A 15,176-nucleotide genomic window follows, 5' to 3' on the forward strand; every position below is an offset into this window, starting at 1 on the left:
GCGCGCGCGCCCAGCGGCGAGAGCTTCCAGATCACCACCCCGGCCGCCAATGCGCTCACCCCTTGCAGGAGCTGCCGGCGGGTCTGGCTGGACCGGAACTTGGCATTCGAGGTCACGATGGTTGGTCCTTCGCTGGTCAGGGCGCGACGTTGCCCCCGATGCAGATGTAGGAGCCTACGCCCCAAAACAGCAGGTCTGCGTCCTGAATATACGCATGACGGCACCGCCTGGATGACTGTAACCGTTGCGCGCTCGACATCGAATCTGCGCACGCGCACCCTCGGATACCCAACGGACACCACCTGATGACACTCCTGCTCGGCCTGATCGCGGTCCTGGCGCTGATCGGATTGAGCATCCTGATCGCGCTGTCGGAAATCTCGTTTGCCGCCGCGCGCGAGGGCCGCTTGCGCACCCGGGCCGAGGCCGGCGACGTGCGTGCGATCCGCTTCCTGGCGCTGCGTCGCAATGCCGGCCAGGTCGTCACGGTGCTGCAGATCTGCCTGAACGCGGTCGGCGTGCTCGGCGGCATCGCCAGCGACTGGCTGATCGCGCCACCGCTCTCCACGATCCTGGAGGGCTTCGGCATGGGGCCGGCGCAGGCGCTGCAGCTCGCCTCGGTGCTCGGCTTCTGCCTGGTCACCGGGCTGTTCGTGCTGTTCGCCGACCTGCTGCCGAAGCGCATCGCCATGCAGTCGCCGGACAAGGTGGCGCTGGCGGTCGGCTGGTTCCCGGTGCTGGCGCTGAAGCTGCTGTTCCCGCTGGTGTGGGTGTTCAGCCGCATCGCCGACGCCATCCTGCGGTCCCTGCGCATCCCGATGACCACCGCGGCCGACCCGGTGACGCCGGAGGACCTGCGCGCGATCCTGGCCGCCGGCACCGCCTCGGGCGTGCTGCTCGAGCAGGAACACCGGCTGATCCAGAACGTGCTCGGGCTGCAGGACCGCTCGATCACCTCGGCGATGACGCCGCGCGACGAGATCGTCTATCTCGACCTGCAGGAGACGCTCGAGAGCCAGCGGGAAAAGGTGCGCGCCAAGCCGTACTCCCGCTATCCGCTCTGCGATGACGGGCTCGACACGGTGGTCGGCAGCGTCCGCGCCGAGGACGTGCTGGCGGTGGTGGTCGGCGAGAGCATCCCGGGCATCGACCCCAACTCGCCCGAGACGCCGGGCAGCGTGATGGGGCGGATGCGCCGCGAGGTGCTGTCGCTGCCGGACACGCTGAACCTCTGGGAGGCGCTGGCGCAGTTCGAGAGCCACGGCGCCGGGTTCGCGCTGATCGTCAGCGAGTATGCCGTCGTGGTCGGGATCATCACCTTCAAGGACATCATGGGCGCGCTGATGGACGGCCTGGCCAACCCGTTCGAGGAACAGGCGATCGTCCGGCGCGACGAGAACAGCTGGCTGGTGGACGGCATCGCCGACCTGGGCGACGTGATCCGCGCGTTGGCGGTCGACCGGCCGGGCGACCTGGCGCCGGCACCGGGGTCGTACGAGACTATCGGTGGCTTCGTGATGCACCGGCTCAGGCGGGTGGCGCGCAAAGCGGACCGGATCGAGGCTGCCGGCTTCACCTTCGAGGTCGTGGACGTGGAAGGCTTCCGCATCAATCAGCTCCTGGTCACGCGGCAGCGCAGCCACCGGGATGGCGGCGGCTCCAGGGAGATTGGCACCCGAGAGGTTTCCGGAGTGTGAACGACGCCGCGTCGGATCTGCTGGCCCGCGCCCGCGAAAGCCTGGACGATGCGCGCCTGCTGGCCGAGCACCGTCGACGCAACGAGATCGTGCTGACCCGACTGGCGCTGCACCAGGCGTTGCAGGCGATCAGCGCCGCGGAGGGCCTCGGTGCCTCCGACGACGTACGCCTCGACACGCTGTTGCGGCGCGTCCCGGACGATCACCCGCAGGCGGAACTTGTGGCGGGGCTGCGGTCGGAGGCGGCGCAGACGATCGCCGGCGTGTCCGAACTGGTGGAGGCTCTGGCGCGACCGAAGCCGGGCGCAAAGGTTGAGGCCCGGGCGAAGCCTGAGCCCCGGAACAGGCCTGAACCGAAGCGCACACCAGAACCCGAAGCGATCGAACCAGAGCCGCCCAACGATCGGTCGGAGCCCGACCTGTCCGGGCCGACGGCTCTCGGCCTGTCGCCTCAGGGGCATGGCCGCGCGGATCCGGCATCGAGTTTCCCGTCGGCGGCGTTCTGGTCGTTGATGGACCAGTGGGGCGTCGGCGACCTCGAGGCGCTACGGATGATCGGCCATGCCGGCGGCCTGACGAAAAAGGGCACCCGGCCGCGCTTCCGCCTGCAGGACGACGAGGCGCATGCCTACGCGGCACTTCGGGCGCTGGATCGTGCGCTGGTCACTCTCGGCCTGGACCCGAAGCGCTGGCTGGCGTCGCCGCAGAAGTCGCCGCCGTTCGATAATGATACGCCGATGGCACTGCTGGAGCGCCAGGGTGCCGAGGGCGCCCGGCTGATGATCCGCAGCCTGACCAGGCAGGGCTTGCAGGCAGGACTGAAGTTGGCGCTCGCCAAGTCCTCATTGATGGCTGGCGGGTAGCCTCGATGAGTGCGTGGACCAATAGACTTCGGCGTGCCTTCTACATGACCGTGATCCTCGGCGCTATAACGTTCTATCTACTTTTATGGTGTGGGGATCTGCTTCATTACGCCCTTGCCTCTCACGGAGTTGCAAAGAGCGTAACGGTAACCACTGCGCTTACGATGGCACATGTGATTAAATTCGATTTGGAATACGCGAAGTCAACACTGCTGATACAGATACCGTTTTCGATCGCCTCCATATTTGTGATAGCTGAACTGATCATGGAAAATATTTAGTTCGCGCCCTCTTAGAGGAGCTGACAGCGACGATGTCGCCACCACGCAGCGCCTCCGAAAGTCTCTAAATTCAAGAAGAACCTACTTGCTCCGCCGCCGCCTTTTCAGCGAATCAATCAAGTCAAGCGAATCTGCTCAATCACGGGAGAGGACGGCAAGGGCCGGCAAAAGGCTAATACCTGCGTGACAGCGGGTGCTCCACAACATCGTTCAGCCCACCAACCATCCGCACGTGAGTAGTGCGGCGCGCATGTGCGGCGGTGGTGGCGCAGTGGCTGTAACCGGCGGATCGAGCGGCAGCGTGATCGAGCGGGAGAGCAGGTTTAGCGGCTCACCATCCCCGCCTCGGGCGCCATAGATCGCATCGCCCTGAATCGGGCAGCCCAACAGGGCGCAATGCACCCGCGCCTGATGCGTGCGGCCGGTGTGCAACCGCAACTCCAGCCAGGCCAGGCCCGGAGCCCGGCCCAGCACACGCCAGCCGGTTCGAGCGGGCTGGCCGGCGGGGTCGGCGTGCATGTGCCAGCCGTCGCGGGTCGTGTGCTTGGCCAGCGGCCGGTCGATCTCGCCACTCTCCGCAGGCGGCTCGCCGGTCACCACGGCCCAGTAGATTTTCGCCGCACGACCCTCGGCAAAGCAAGCCTGCGCCAGGATCAGCGGCGTCTTGCGCAAGGCAACGACAAGGCAGCCGGCGGTGTCTGTGTCGAGCCGGTGCGCCAGCCAGGGCCCATCACGCCGCCGGCTCAACTCGGGGAAGCAGTCCTCGATCGACGGGCCGCCCGCGCGACCGGCATGCACCGGAAGCCCCGCCGGCTTGTCGAGCACCACGAACCGCGCATCCTGGAACAGGATCGGCGGCGGGATCAGGCGGTTCGTGGCTGCTTGCCCAGGCGTCGGGCCTTCACCTCGATGGTCGGCAACAGCACGGTCAGGACTCCGAGGGCCGGCAGGTAGGCGCAGATCCGATAGACGTAATCGATCCCGCGGATATCGGCGAGCTGGCCGAGCAATGCGGCGCCAAGTCCGCCCATGCCGAACGCCAGCCCGTAGAACAGCCCCGACACCATCCCGACACGGCCCGGCAGCAGCTCGGTGGCATAGACCAGGATCGCCGAAAACGCCGAGGACAGCACCAGCCCGATGACCACGCTGAGCCCGATCGTCCAGCCGAGCCCGACATGCGGCAGCACCAGGCTGAACGGCAGAACGCCCAGGATCGAGACCCAGATCACCGCCTTGCGGCCGATGCGGTCACCCACCGGGCCGCCGATGAAGGTGCCCGCCGCGACCGCGCCCAGGAAGATGAACAGGTCGGTCTGGGCGGCGGTTGTCGACACGCCGAAGCGGTGGATCAGGTAGAAGATGTAGTAGCTGGTGAAGCTCGCCAGGTAGAAGTACTTGGAGAACACCAGCGCGATCAGCACGGCGATGGCGCCTCCGACCTTGGCGCGGCTGAGCGGCACCACGCCGGGCTCCGGCTGGAGTGAGCGCGGCTTGGCGGCGGGCTGACCGGCATACCAGCGGCCGACATGCGCTTGCAACGCCACGCCGAGCAGCGCCACCAGGCAGAACCAGGCGACGCTCGACTGGCCGAGCGGCAGCACGATGAAGGCGGCGAGCAGCGGTCCGAACGAGGTGCCGAGATTGCCGCCGACCTGGAACAGCGACTGCGCGAAGCCATGCCGTCCTCCGGAGGCCAGCCGGGCAATGCGCGAGCTCTCCGGATGGAAGATCGACGAGCCGACGCCGAGCAGTCCGGCGCCCACGAGCAGGTGCGCGTAGCTGTGCGCCAGGGACAGCGCCGCCAGCCCGGCCAGGGTGAAGCACATGCCGGCGGAGAGCGACCAGGGCAGCTTGCGCTTGTCGGTGAACTGGCCGACCAGCGGCTGCAGCAGCGAGCCGGTCGCCTGGAAGGTGAAGGTGAGCAGGCCGATCTGGCCGAAGCTCAGGTTGAAACCGCGCTTCAGCAGCGGATAGATCGCGGGCAGCAGCGCCTGCATCGAATCGTTGAGCAGGTGGCAGAGCGTGATGACCAGCAGGATGGCGAAGGCCGCACGCGCTGCCGGATCGACTGCGGGACGGCTGCCCAGTTCGGGCCCGCCAGCGGTGATCCTGCGTTCGATGACCGACATCGATCCTGCCCTCAATCCTCGTCTGGCGTCCGGCGTACCAGAACTTCGCGCTTGCCGACATGGTTCGCGCTGCTGACGATTCCATCCTTTTCCATCTGCTCGATCAGCTTCGCGGCGCGATTATAGCCGATCGACAGATGCCGCTGGATGAAGCTGGTCGATGCCTTGCCCTCACGAGCCACCAGCGCCACCGCCTGGTCGAACAACGCCGTATCGCCATCGAAGCCGCCGCCGCCGAGCCCGTTGCCTGACCCGGAACCACCGCTGCCCGAACTGGAACCCTCGTCCTCGAACAGCGAGGTCACCTCGTCGACATAGACCGGCTCGCCCTGGGCGCGCAGGTGGCGCACCACCTCCTCGACCTCGAGATCGCCCACGAACGGCCCGTGCACGCGGGTGATGCGACCGCCGCCGGCCATGTAGAGCATGTCGCCCTGGCCCAGCAGCTGCTCGGAGCCCTGCTCGCCCAGGATGGTGCGGCTGTCGAACTTGCTGATCACCTGGAAGGAGATGCGGGTCGGGAAATTCGCCTTGATGGTGCCGGTGATGACGTCCACCGACGGCCGCTGCGTCGCCATGATGACGTGGATGCCGGCGGCGCGCGCCATCTGCGCCAGGCGCTGCACCGTCGTTTCGATCTCCTTGCCGGCGACCATCATCAGGTCGGCCATCTCGTCGATCACCACGACGATGTAGGGCAGCGCCTCGAGCGAGAGGTTCTGCTCCTCGAAGATCGGCCGGCCGGTCTCGGGATCGAAGCCGGTCTGCACCTTGCGGGTCATGGTCTCGCCGCTGGCGCGGGCGGCCGCGGTGCGCTCGTTGTAGCCGGCGATGTTGCGCACGCCGAGCTGGCTCATGCCGCGATACCGGCGCTCCATCTCGCGCACGGTCCATTTCAGCGCCATCACCGCCTTGGCCGGATCGGTCACGACGGGCGCCATCAGATGCGGGATGCCGTCATAGATCGACAGCTCGAGCATCTTCGGGTCGATCATGATCAGCCGGCACTCCTCCGGGCTCAGCCGGTAGAGCAGCGACAGGATCATCGAGTTGATGCCGACCGACTTGCCGGAGCCGGTGGTGCCGGCGATCAGCAGATGCGGCATGCGGGCGAGGTCGGCATACACCGGCGCGCCGGAGATGTCCTTGCCGAGCGCCAGGCACAGCCGCGCCGGGTTCTCGATCCAGTCGTCGCGGTCGAGCAGTTCGGAGAAATACACGGTCTCGCGCTTGGCGTTCGGCACCTCGATGCCGATCACGTTGCGGCCGGGGACGGTGGCGATGCGCACCGCGGTGACCGACAACGAGCGCGCGATGTCGTCGGCCAGGCCGATCACGCGGGCCGAACGGATGCCGGGGGCGGGCTCGAGCTCGTACAGCGTGACCACGGGGCCCGCATGGATGTCGCCGATCGCGCCCTGCACGCCGTAATCCGACAGCACCGTCTCGAGCAGGCGGGCGTTGGCCTGCATGCTCTCGTTGGATGGGCCGGTCGCGGCGCGTGGGGGTGCGGGCTGCAGCAGCGACAAGGGTGGCAGGCGCCACTGGCCGTCATCCGGCTGCACGCGGCGCGACGGCTCGGGTCTCGGGGCAGCCTGCGGCGGGACGGTGCCGGCGGCGGGTGCGCGGGTGGACGGCTCGGAGCGGGTGCCGAGGAGCCGCGTGATCATGCTGCCGGCCTTGGGGTCGGAAGCGCGCGGCATCGCAGGCGCCGGAGTCGGCTCGGCAACCGCGGCAGGTGCCTCGGTCGGTGCGCCCAGGCGGATCGGCGGCAACTCGGGGGTGGCGGCGCGCGAGGCCTTCATCGCGGTGCGCGACTTCAGCGGCAGGGCCGGCATGTCGTCGGGCTCCTCGGGCGCGCCAGGTGGCAACACCCATCCGCTCGACCCGAGCTTGGGACGCGGCGGCGACTTCTCGGCCCGACGGCCGGCGAGGCTCGGCTCCTGGCGGTCGGCGCTTCGGGCGCGGGCCGTTGCCTGCCGCGCCGCAGGCGTTGGCTCCTGCGCCACCAATGCGCCGAACCCGGAAGCGGCGGTGCGCGCCCGGGCGCCCCCGCTCGCCCGCATGGCCTCCGCAGCGAACGGCGACTCGCCCGGCATCACGTGATCGAAATCGTCCTCGTCGGCCAGGCTGCGCTGTGTGGCCGCGCGATTCGATTGGCTCCTGAAGCGGCTCATCAGCGAGCGAGACTGGCTGCCATCGTCCCCCGTCTTGCGGCGCGCGCGCGCGATCGGATAGCGCGCCGTGCGGTGGGCGCCGCGTCCGACCGCGCGCCATTCCCGTGCCGAAAGCCCGAGGCAGAGCGGCACCAGCAGGATCGCCAGCGCCACCGTCAGCAGCCAGACCAGCACGCCGCCGAACGGGCCCAGCGCGCCGCGCCCGGCTTCGATCGATGCCTGGCCCAGCGACAGGCCGACCGCACCGCCTGCTCCCGCCGCACCCGGCCAGCCGGTGTGCAGCCACGCCGGCAGCCAGGCAGCCGGTGCCTGAACCGGGCCGGGCAGGGCCATGTGCGGCAACAGGATCGCGACGCCGGCCAGGACCGTAGCCGCAACCGGGAGCACGAACACCAGCGCCACGACTCGCAGCGTGAGGCTGCCGAGGCCGCCGCGGGACGCGATTCGCCAGGCCCATGCCAGCATCGCCAGCACCGGCAACAGCCCGGCCAGTCCGAAATACTGCAGCATCAGGTCGGCGAACGCGGCGCCGACCGGGCCTGCCAGGTTGCTGGTGGCGACCATCGTGGCCGTGTCCGGCGACGGATCACGCGGGTTGTAGCTGACCAGCGCCACCAGCATCGCGATCGCGACGGCAGCGAGCACCACCCCGCCGAGCTCAGCCAGCCGCCGGCGGATCAGCGCCTGCAGTTGCGGCGAAGCGAGCCGCTCCGAGATGAAGCGGCTGGGTAGGGCGATCTGCATGGGCACAGCTCCGGCCTTTCTTCGCGAACCGGATGAAGCATAGCCTGGAACATGCTGGCGGAAGAAGCGCTTAGCGCCTCAAATGGCAATCGTTACCGCGTCCCGATCCTGCCCAGACCGGGAAGCTTCAGGGCCGGACGGCGGATGTCGAGCCCGGCGACGGCGCCGAGCAGGTTGAGCTCGATGCCTTCCACCCATGCAACGGTCAGTCCGAGATAGCCGCCGAGGCGCAGCCTGAAGCCGGTCCGGGTCGGGGTCAGGGCCAGGCGGCGGCCGTCATAGGGGTAGTCTTTGCCGATCGCGGTCGGCGGCAGCGACGAGCGGATCTCCGGCACCGCATCCATGACCGCGGCGACGAAGGTGTTGGAGTTCGGACCGGGCCAGGCGCGGTAGTCACCGGTCTTGGTGAAGGCGTAGCTGCTGATGGCCGCCTGGATCCTGGGGATCATCGCACTGGCCGCGGTCCCGTCGGCTGCGAACACCACCTGGGGCGCATGGCCGAACCAGCGTCCGTCGGGCTCGAACCCGTTCATCCGGACCGGTTGGCCCCAGGCGGTGTAATCGTACCGGGTGTAGCGGGGGGCGTCGGCGGGCTTGAACACGATCCAGCAGTGGGTGGCGAAAATGCCCTTCCAGCGTACCGTCTGCGCCGCGAAGATTCGTACGACGGCCTGGGCGTCCCGTGCCGGCGGCAGATGGCCGATGCTGGAGCGGTCGGCGGTCTGCCATCTCGCCCCGATACCGCGCCACCGGTAGAGCAGCGCGGCGATGGCGAGCGGCAGCAGGTAGAACAGGACGAACAACAGCAGCAGGCAGGCGACGGCATCGAGCATGTGGTGAACATCGTGGCGCCGCGTCGCGCTGCAATGGTTCGGCTAGCGGAAGACCCCCCGGCACGTGTCCGCAACTGCTGTTCGTATGCGCGAAGCATAGCCGTCCAGCATGAGGTGGATATTTTCGGCGATGGTTCTCTGCCGATATTGCAACTTCGCCCGAGTCCGGACGTCTCGGTGGTTACCCGGAACGATCGGTGGCAGATGGAAATAAATCGGTGGATAATCGTTGCAGTCCTGTCATGCGCCGGTTGTGCAGAGCAACCGACGCAGACGGCTTCCATGGCGACGAATTCGTTTCCGCAAAGCCGGTCTCCCTGGTTCACGACGGTCGAGGGCTGTCAGATTTGGGACAGCAGACCGGTTGCCGGCGAGAGCGCAAGCTGGAGCGGCGCGTGCGTCGGAGGCTTCGGTGAAGGCCAGGGTGAAACCGTCTGGAAGCTGCCGTCGCAACCGGTCGCCAATGGGCGAGGCGTGATCGCTGATGCCTCCGGCCTACGGCTGGACCAGATCTTGGACGGGGAAATGCATCACGGGAGATATCAAGGCCACTTGGTGATGCGGGTCTATGAAAAGGACACGGGGAAGCTCGATCACACGATCACGGGCAACATGGTGGACGAGAACTTCGAAGGAGCCGGCAGCCTTAAATCTGCGGATGGATGGCAATATATCGGCGAGTTTCATCTTGGGATGAAGGACGGTCATGGCGTCACCGTTTATCCGACAGGAGCGCGCTACGAGGGTAATTTCCATTACGGTTCTTGGGAAGGACCAGGACGTCTGACGTGGGGCTCCGACAATTCCTACGTGGGTAGTTTCTACATGGGGCTGCCGGAAGGGCCAGGCGAGGCCCTATTGAGGGTGAGTGGCCGGCAGGATGCTCCGCAAGTCGATCTCAAGGGTACATGGATCGCCGGCTGTCTGACCGACTCGACGCCACGACGCTGCATCATTTTCAAGACCTGACGCGGACAGAACATATGGTTTCGACAGATATCCGCTGCGCCGCCCGAAAATCGCCGGGTCATGCACGTCATTTACGCGAGATGATATTATGTTGTCTGAATATTCCGTCGTTGGTGCTCAAGACCGCTCACGTGCCGTCAATTATTTTCGTGTGCCTTCTGGCGGCATGTGCCGGCCCGGCTCCGGTCCCTGAGCAGAAGCCCGATCCGCTTTCGGACGCGATCGTTGTCAGGCTCGGGATCCCGATCACGGTACCCCCAAGGCCGACCATTCGCGGCAGACCGGCCTATCCGCTCGTGCTCGCACGCCTTGGTATCGAGGGACATGTCAGCGTGGATTGCGCTATCACCGAAGAAGGCGTTCCGGAGAACTGCGTCGTGCAGCAAAGCACGGATGGGCGGTTCGAACAGTCCGCGCTGCAGGCGGCACGTGACACGCGTTACCTGCCAGCAACCCGGAATGGTGTTGCCGTTCGTCGTGACCATTATGTCACCGTTTTGAACTACCTCATCACGCGCGCTTCTTGACTGAGGAGTGCGATCAATTGTGAGAACCACTCCGCATAAGGCGTGTTGCGGGCCATGTGGCGGTTGTAGTCGGGCGCGCCGTCGGTCCACCATACCGGGCCGCGTTCGCCGAGCGCGTGCTTGGCAGCGTCCACCCGGGCCCGGGCGGCCTCGCGTGCCGCATCGTCGCCTGCGCGCATCGCTGACTGCTTCGCGCGGCGGGCGTGCATCAGTTCATGGGTCAGGGCCGAGCGCGTGGCATCGTCGAGGTGGGGGTCGGTGCAGCGCCAGAGACGGCCGCGCACGACGAAATAGCGCCCGTCCGGGGTGACGGGGTGGGGTGCGTCAGGTTTCACGGCGCCAGATGCACAGCCGCGCCGCGCCGTGCCGACGCTCGGCGAGCAGCGGCTGGTCGGTCGGTGCCGGTTCCTCGGCGGCAATCTCGGCCACCACCAGCGCGTCCGGCGCGACCCAGCCTTTCGCCGCGAGTGCCGTCAGCGCCGGCGCCACCAGCCCGGCGCCGTAGGGTGGATCGAGGAATACCAGGCCGGCAGCACCCCAACCCTCGCGTGCCGCCGGTGGACGGGTGACATCGCCCGGCACCACCAGCGCCTGCGCCTGCATCCGGCACGCCTCGATATTCGCCCGCACGCACATCAGCGCCGCACGGTCCCGCTCGATGAAAACCGCCCGCGACGCACCCCGCGACAATGCCTCCAGCCCAAGCGCCCCGGTGCCGGCAAAGCCGTCCAGCACGACGCCGTCGAGTGCGCCCTCGGCCCAGTCCGCATGACGCAGCATGTCGAACGTCGCCTGCCGCACCCGATCCGCGGTCGGCCGGGTCACGTCCCCCGCCGGTACCGCCAACCCACGCCCCCGAAAACTGCCCGCGACGATCCGCACGTCTATCCAACACCATCGAAAGATCGGCCGGGAACCGGCTGTGCCGGGTAAGAGCTGCCCCGTGGAAGCGCCCGTCCGACCGTGCACCCGGCACGCGCAGGCAGGTGCATCGGATCGCCAGCACAGCCCATTCCCGGCCGGTCCTTTTACTTGGGGAGCTGTTCGCGGATGACCTTGCCGGTAACCTCTTCGAGCTCCGAGCGGGCCAGGGTGCTGAGTTGGAACGGGCCATACGAGGTGCGGATCAGCCGGCTCACATGGAACCCCAGGCTGATCATGACACGGCGGATCTCGCGGTTGCGGCCTTCGCGCAGGGCCACCGTGATCCAGGCATTGTCGCCCTTGCGGCTGTCCAGCCCGGCCTCGATCGGCCCGTAGCGCACGCCGTCCACCACCGGTCCGTCGGCCAGCGCCGCCAGCTGCCGCTCATCAACCTGGCCGAACACCCTCACCCGGTAGCGCCGGATCCAGCCGTTCGAGGGCAGCTCGAGCTGGCGGGCCAGGGCGCCGTCATTGGTCAGCAGCAGCAGCCCCTCGCTGTTGAGGTCGAGCCGACCGACCGACACAACGCGCGGCAGTCCGGGCGGCAGGGCGCCGAACACCGTCGGCCGGCCTTCTGGGTCCTTGTGCGTGGTCACCAGCCCGTCCGGCTTGTGATAGCGCCACAGCCTGGTGCGGTCCGGCTGGTCGATCACCTTGCCGCCCACCTGCACCATGTCGCCCGGCTGCACGAAGGTCGCCGGGTGGGTGACGACGCGGTTGTTGAGCCGGACCTTGCCCTCGGCCAGCAGCTTCTCGCCATCGCGGCGGCTGGCCACGCCGGCACGCGCGAGCCACTTGGCGATGCGCTCGCCACGGTCGGCGGGTGCGGCGGCAACGGCCGGCGCGTCGGCACCCGCGGGCTCGATCACGTCATCGTCGAAGCCAGGCGGATCGTCGTCCGGGTGATCGAGGTCGGGCATGCTCACCCCAGTGCCGCCGAGACCAGCGCCTCGAACACCCGCCGATCGCCTGGATCGATGCCGAATTCCGGGTGCCACTGGACGCCCAGGCAGAAGCGCCGGGTCGGGTCCTCGATGCCCTCGATCACGCCGTCCTCGGCCATCGCATTGACCCGCCCGCGCCCGGCATCGCGCACCGCCTGGTGATGCGACGAGTTCACCTGCATCTCGCCGGTGCCGACGATCCGTGCCAGCAGCGTGCCCGGCTCGATGCGGATCGGGTGGCCGGGCTCATGCCGCGGGTTCGGCTGCTCGTGGGCGAGCGCGCTCTCGATGCTGTCGGGGATGTGCTGGATCAGGCTGCCGCCGAGGGCCACCGCCAGCAGCTGCTCGCCGCCGCAGATGCCGAGGATCGGCATGTCGCGCTCGAGGGCACCATGCAGGAGGGCCAGCTCGGCGTCGGTCCGGGACCGCTTCATCAGCACGGTCTCGTGCTGCTCGCTGTCGCCGTACAGGCTGGGATCGACATCGAAGGCGCCGCCGGTGATGACCAGGGCATCGATCATGTCGAGCAGGTCGGCGGCGAGCTCGGCACTGTGCGGCAAGGCCACGGGCAGGCCGCCGGCCTCGATCAGGCTGGTCATGTAGTTCTCGCGCAGCGCGTACCAGGGGTATCGGGAGTAGGACGGGCTGTCGGTGGTGCCGGGCGGCTCGCTGTCGAGGGTGACGCCGATGACGGGACGGGTGCGCTTCATGGCGTCTGACTATAGCAATATGAACGCCGAAGGAATTGTGCGGGGGACCGGCGATGACGCCGATGCAGGCGGCCTTGCAGCAGGCACGGGATGCGGCGGCCCGCGGCGAGGTCCCGGTGGGGGCGCTGCTGCTGGCGCCGGACGGGGCGGTGCTGGCGGCCGCGGGCAACGAGGTGGAGGCGCGCCACGATGCCTCCGCCCACGCCGAGATGCTGGTGCTGCGGGCGGCGGCAGCGGCGATCGGCAGCACCCGGCTGGAGGGCTGCACCCTGGTGGTGACGCTGGAGCCGTGCCCGATGTGTGCGGCGGCGGCCTCGCATTTCCGGGTGGCGCGGGTGCTGTTCGGTGCGTACGACCCGAAGGGTGGCGGTATCGAGCACGGGCCGCGGCTGTACGAGCAGCCAGGCTGCCTGCACCGGCCGCAGGTGGTCGGCGGCGTCGACGAGCGCGAGGCGGGGACGCTGCTGCGGGACTTCTTCACCGCGTTGCGCCATGCCGGAAACGGCTCGGGTCAGGCCGGATAACGCAGGTTTCATGGCCTCGTATGACCGCCGTTGGGCAACGAAGTGCACTCTGCCACGCAATGTCGAGGGTGGTGCTGCCGACGTTCGACGGCCACATCCCCTAACGAGCAGCAAACCAGTCAGCCCGCCAGCAACAGGAACCTCATGTCCGATCTTTCGTCCAAGCGATCCACCCGCCGCGTCTCTCCCGTCGCCCGCTCGGCGATGGCGATGCTGATTGCCGGCACCGCACTCGGTGGTGTGACCGTCGCGACCCTGGAAGGCCGCCCGGCGCACGCCCAGACGGCGCTGCAGCCGACCGGCATGACCCAGAAGCTGCCGGATTTCGTCGGCATGGTGAAGCAGGTGAAGCCCGCCGTCGTCTCGATCACCTCGATCCTCAAGGATGACGGCTCCGACGACGAGGGCGAGGGCGGTCAGGGTGGTGGCCAGGGCGGTGGCGGCCAGGGCGGCATGGGCGGCGGCCAGCAGATGCCGTTCCCGTTCCCCTTCCCGTTCCAGATGACGCCGCAGAACCGCACGCCGCGCACCGTCGAGGCCCGCGGCTCCGGCTTCATCATCTCGGCGGACGGCTTCATCGTCACCAACAACCACGTGGTGAAGGGCGCCACCTCGGTCACCGTGACGCTCGATGACGGCACCACCCTCAAGGCCAAGGTGGTCGGGCGCGATGCCGGCACCGATCTGGCACTGCTCAAGGTCAAGCCGTCCGCCAAGCTGTCGTTCCTGACGCTGGGCGAGAGCGACGACGTGCAGCCCGGCCAGTGGGTGATCGCGGTCGGCAACCCGTTCGGGCTGGGCGGCTCGGTCACCGCCGGCATCGTCTCGGCACGCGGTCGCGACATCGGCGACGGGCCCTACGACAGCTTCCTGCAGGTCGACGCGCCGATCAATCGCGGCAACTCCGGTGGCCCGCTGATCACCCAGGACGGCCGCGTGGTCGGCGTGAACACCGCGATCCTGTCACCCTCGGGCGGCAGCATCGGCATCGGCTTCGCGATCCCGTCCGACGTGGTGCGCAACGTGGTCGACCAGCTGGAAAAGAGCGGCCACGTCACCCGCGGCTATCTCGGCGTCACCGCGCAGGAGATCACCCCCACGATGGCCAAGGCGCTCAGCCTGCCGACGCCGACCGATGGTCCGGCAGCCGGCGCGCTGGTGGCCAACGTGGTCGCCGACAGCCCTGCGGAGAAGGCCGGCATCAAGCCCGGCGACGTCATCACCCAGGTGAACGGCCAGAAGGTCGCCAGCCCGCGCGACCTGGCGATCAAGGTCGCCGGCGTGGCGCCGAACAGCAAGGTCACCATCGGCTACCTGCGCAACGGCACCATGCAGACGGTCGACGCCACGGTCGCCAACCTGGGCAATCGAAACGTCAACGGGGCCAATGGCGGCGGGTCCGGCGGCCAGGCCGGCAACCCCGGCAACGGCTCGATCGGCGTGTCGCTGGCGCCGCTCACCCCGAACCTGCGCCAGCAGCTCGGCGTCGATGACAGCACGCACGGGGTGGTGGTGCGCGCGGTCCGGCCGGGCTCCCCCGCCGAGTCTGCAGGCATCCAGGCGGGCGACATCATCGTGGCGGTCGGCAACATCGCGGTGAACAACCCGCACCAGGTGGTGGATGCGGTGCACGCGGCGCTCAAGAAGGGCGATGTGGCGCTGCGGATCCTGCATGACGGGCAGATGGTGTTCGTCGCGGTGTCTCCGGACACCAGCTCGGGCTCGGATCAGGGCAATACCGGCTCCGAGAACGGCGGGTCCGGCGACGAGGGCGGCGGCGACAACGGCGGCGGCATGGATAACGGCAACTCGGGCAACGACAACGGTGGCGACCAGCCGGGCTGAACCTCC

14 protein-coding genes are annotated in these 15,176 nt (G+C 68.3%); 6 read left to right on the top strand and 8 right to left on the bottom strand.

Annotated features, from left to right (window positions below):
- Positions 1-305: 305 nt before the first annotated feature.
- Positions 306-1,697 (top strand): hemolysin family protein, encoded by a 1,392-nt coding sequence (locus ACOEQ2_RS08940; RefSeq protein WP_419731016.1) that lies wholly within the window; start codon positions 306-308, stop codon positions 1,695-1,697.
- Positions 1,694-2,560, top strand: coding sequence for a hypothetical protein (locus ACOEQ2_RS08945; RefSeq protein WP_419731017.1), 867 nt, complete (start codon positions 1,694-1,696; stop codon positions 2,558-2,560). Before ACOEQ2_RS08940 ends, ACOEQ2_RS08945 begins: the two co-directional genes overlap by 4 nt.
- A gap of 491 nt (positions 2,561-3,051) precedes the next feature.
- Here the strand turns inward: ACOEQ2_RS08945 and ACOEQ2_RS08950 are convergent, their stop codons facing one another.
- The 4 genes from ACOEQ2_RS08950 to ACOEQ2_RS08965 all read right to left on the bottom strand — a co-directional run bounded on the left by ACOEQ2_RS08950 (position 3,052) and on the right by ACOEQ2_RS08965 (position 8,727).
- Complete coding sequence (locus tag ACOEQ2_RS08950) at positions 3,052-3,669, bottom strand: RluA family pseudouridine synthase (protein ID WP_419731018.1); 618 nt, start codon at positions 3,667-3,669, stop codon at positions 3,052-3,054.
- A 35-nt stretch (positions 3,670-3,704) separates the two neighbouring features.
- Entirely contained in the window at positions 3,705-4,973 is a 1,269-nt protein-coding gene (locus tag ACOEQ2_RS08955; protein WP_419731019.1) for an MFS transporter, read from the bottom strand.
- 11 nt (positions 4,974-4,984) lie between these two features.
- Entirely contained in the window at positions 4,985-7,894 is a 2,910-nt protein-coding gene (locus ACOEQ2_RS08960; protein WP_419731020.1) for a DNA translocase FtsK, read from the bottom strand.
- A 92-nt stretch (positions 7,895-7,986) separates the two neighbouring features.
- Positions 7,987-8,727 (bottom strand): DUF3750 domain-containing protein, encoded by a 741-nt coding sequence (locus ACOEQ2_RS08965; protein ID WP_419731021.1) that lies wholly within the window; start codon positions 8,725-8,727, stop codon positions 7,987-7,989.
- 282 nt (positions 8,728-9,009) lie between these two features.
- Between ACOEQ2_RS08965 and ACOEQ2_RS08970 the strand changes: the two genes are divergently transcribed.
- Complete coding sequence (locus ACOEQ2_RS08970) at positions 9,010-9,696, top strand: hypothetical protein (protein ID WP_419731022.1); 687 nt, start codon at positions 9,010-9,012, stop codon at positions 9,694-9,696.
- A gap of 113 nt (positions 9,697-9,809) precedes the next feature.
- Positions 9,810-10,223: an energy transducer TonB gene (locus ACOEQ2_RS08975; RefSeq protein ID WP_419731179.1), complete on the top strand. Its 414-nt coding sequence runs from the start codon at positions 9,810-9,812 to the stop codon at positions 10,221-10,223.
- On the opposite strand, the gene ACOEQ2_RS08980 is transcribed toward ACOEQ2_RS08975, so the two are convergent.
- The 4 genes from ACOEQ2_RS08980 to ACOEQ2_RS08995 all read right to left on the bottom strand — a co-directional run bounded on the left by ACOEQ2_RS08980 (position 10,199) and on the right by ACOEQ2_RS08995 (position 12,801).
- A complete protein-coding gene (locus ACOEQ2_RS08980; RefSeq protein WP_419731023.1) occupies positions 10,199-10,558 on the bottom strand; it encodes a hypothetical protein in 360 nt (119 codons plus the stop codon). The two genes, ACOEQ2_RS08975 and ACOEQ2_RS08980, sit on opposite strands and share 25 nt — an antisense overlap.
- Positions 10,548-11,105, bottom strand: coding sequence for a 16S rRNA (guanine(966)-N(2))-methyltransferase RsmD (rsmD, locus tag ACOEQ2_RS08985; RefSeq protein ID WP_419731024.1), 558 nt, complete (start codon positions 11,103-11,105; stop codon positions 10,548-10,550). The genes ACOEQ2_RS08980 and rsmD overlap by 11 nt, the downstream gene beginning before the upstream one ends.
- A 146-nt stretch (positions 11,106-11,251) precedes the next feature.
- The gene (locus ACOEQ2_RS08990; protein ID WP_419731025.1) at positions 11,252-12,067 is read right to left on the bottom strand and encodes a pseudouridine synthase; all 816 of its coding nucleotides are present in this window, start codon (positions 12,065-12,067) and stop codon (positions 11,252-11,254) included.
- Positions 12,068-12,069: 2 nt separating this feature from the next.
- On the bottom strand, positions 12,070-12,801 hold the full coding sequence (locus ACOEQ2_RS08995; protein WP_419731026.1) for a gamma-glutamyl-gamma-aminobutyrate hydrolase family protein: 732 nt from the start codon (positions 12,799-12,801) through the stop codon (positions 12,070-12,072).
- A gap of 53 nt (positions 12,802-12,854) precedes the next feature.
- On the opposite strand from ACOEQ2_RS08995, the gene ACOEQ2_RS09000 reads away from it, so the two are divergent.
- Positions 12,855-13,325, top strand: a complete 471-nt coding sequence (locus ACOEQ2_RS09000; protein WP_419731027.1) for a nucleoside deaminase — start codon at positions 12,855-12,857, stop codon at positions 13,323-13,325.
- A gap of 144 nt (positions 13,326-13,469) precedes the next feature.
- The gene (locus ACOEQ2_RS09005) at positions 13,470-15,170 is read left to right on the top strand and encodes a Do family serine endopeptidase (RefSeq protein ID WP_419731028.1); all 1,701 of its coding nucleotides are present in this window, start codon (positions 13,470-13,472) and stop codon (positions 15,168-15,170) included.
- Positions 15,171-15,176 lie beyond the last annotated feature (6 nt).

It is taken from the genome of Lichenicola sp., from assembly GCF_965198575.1.
In the GTDB taxonomy this organism is placed as follows: Bacteria; Pseudomonadota; Alphaproteobacteria; order Acetobacterales; family Acetobacteraceae; genus Lichenicola.

What these genes read in the sequence shown, in the direction of transcription:
- ACOEQ2_RS08960 (WP_419731020.1), bottom strand. Translation starts at nt 7,894, where the DNA reads ATGCAGATCGCCCTACCCAGCCGCTTCATCTCGGAGCGGCTCGCTTCG.
- ACOEQ2_RS08965 (WP_419731021.1), bottom strand. Translation starts at nt 8,727, where the DNA reads ATGCTCGATGCCGTCGCCTGCCTGCTGCTGTTGTTCGTCCTGTTCTAC.
- ACOEQ2_RS08970 (WP_419731022.1), top strand. Translation starts at nt 9,010, where the DNA reads ATGGCGACGAATTCGTTTCCGCAAAGCCGGTCTCCCTGGTTCACGACG.
- ACOEQ2_RS09005 (WP_419731028.1), top strand. Translation starts at nt 13,470, where the DNA reads ATGTCCGATCTTTCGTCCAAGCGATCCACCCGCCGCGTCTCTCCCGTC.
- ACOEQ2_RS08990 (WP_419731025.1), bottom strand. Translation starts at nt 12,067, where the DNA reads ATGCCCGACCTCGATCACCCGGACGACGATCCGCCTGGCTTCGACGAT.
- ACOEQ2_RS08955 (WP_419731019.1), bottom strand. Translation starts at nt 4,973, where the DNA reads ATGTCGGTCATCGAACGCAGGATCACCGCTGGCGGGCCCGAACTGGGC.
- ACOEQ2_RS08940 (WP_419731016.1), top strand. Translation starts at nt 306, where the DNA reads ATGACACTCCTGCTCGGCCTGATCGCGGTCCTGGCGCTGATCGGATTG.
- ACOEQ2_RS08995 (WP_419731026.1), bottom strand. Translation starts at nt 12,801, where the DNA reads ATGAAGCGCACCCGTCCCGTCATCGGCGTCACCCTCGACAGCGAGCCG.
- ACOEQ2_RS09000 (WP_419731027.1), top strand. Translation starts at nt 12,855, where the DNA reads ATGACGCCGATGCAGGCGGCCTTGCAGCAGGCACGGGATGCGGCGGCC.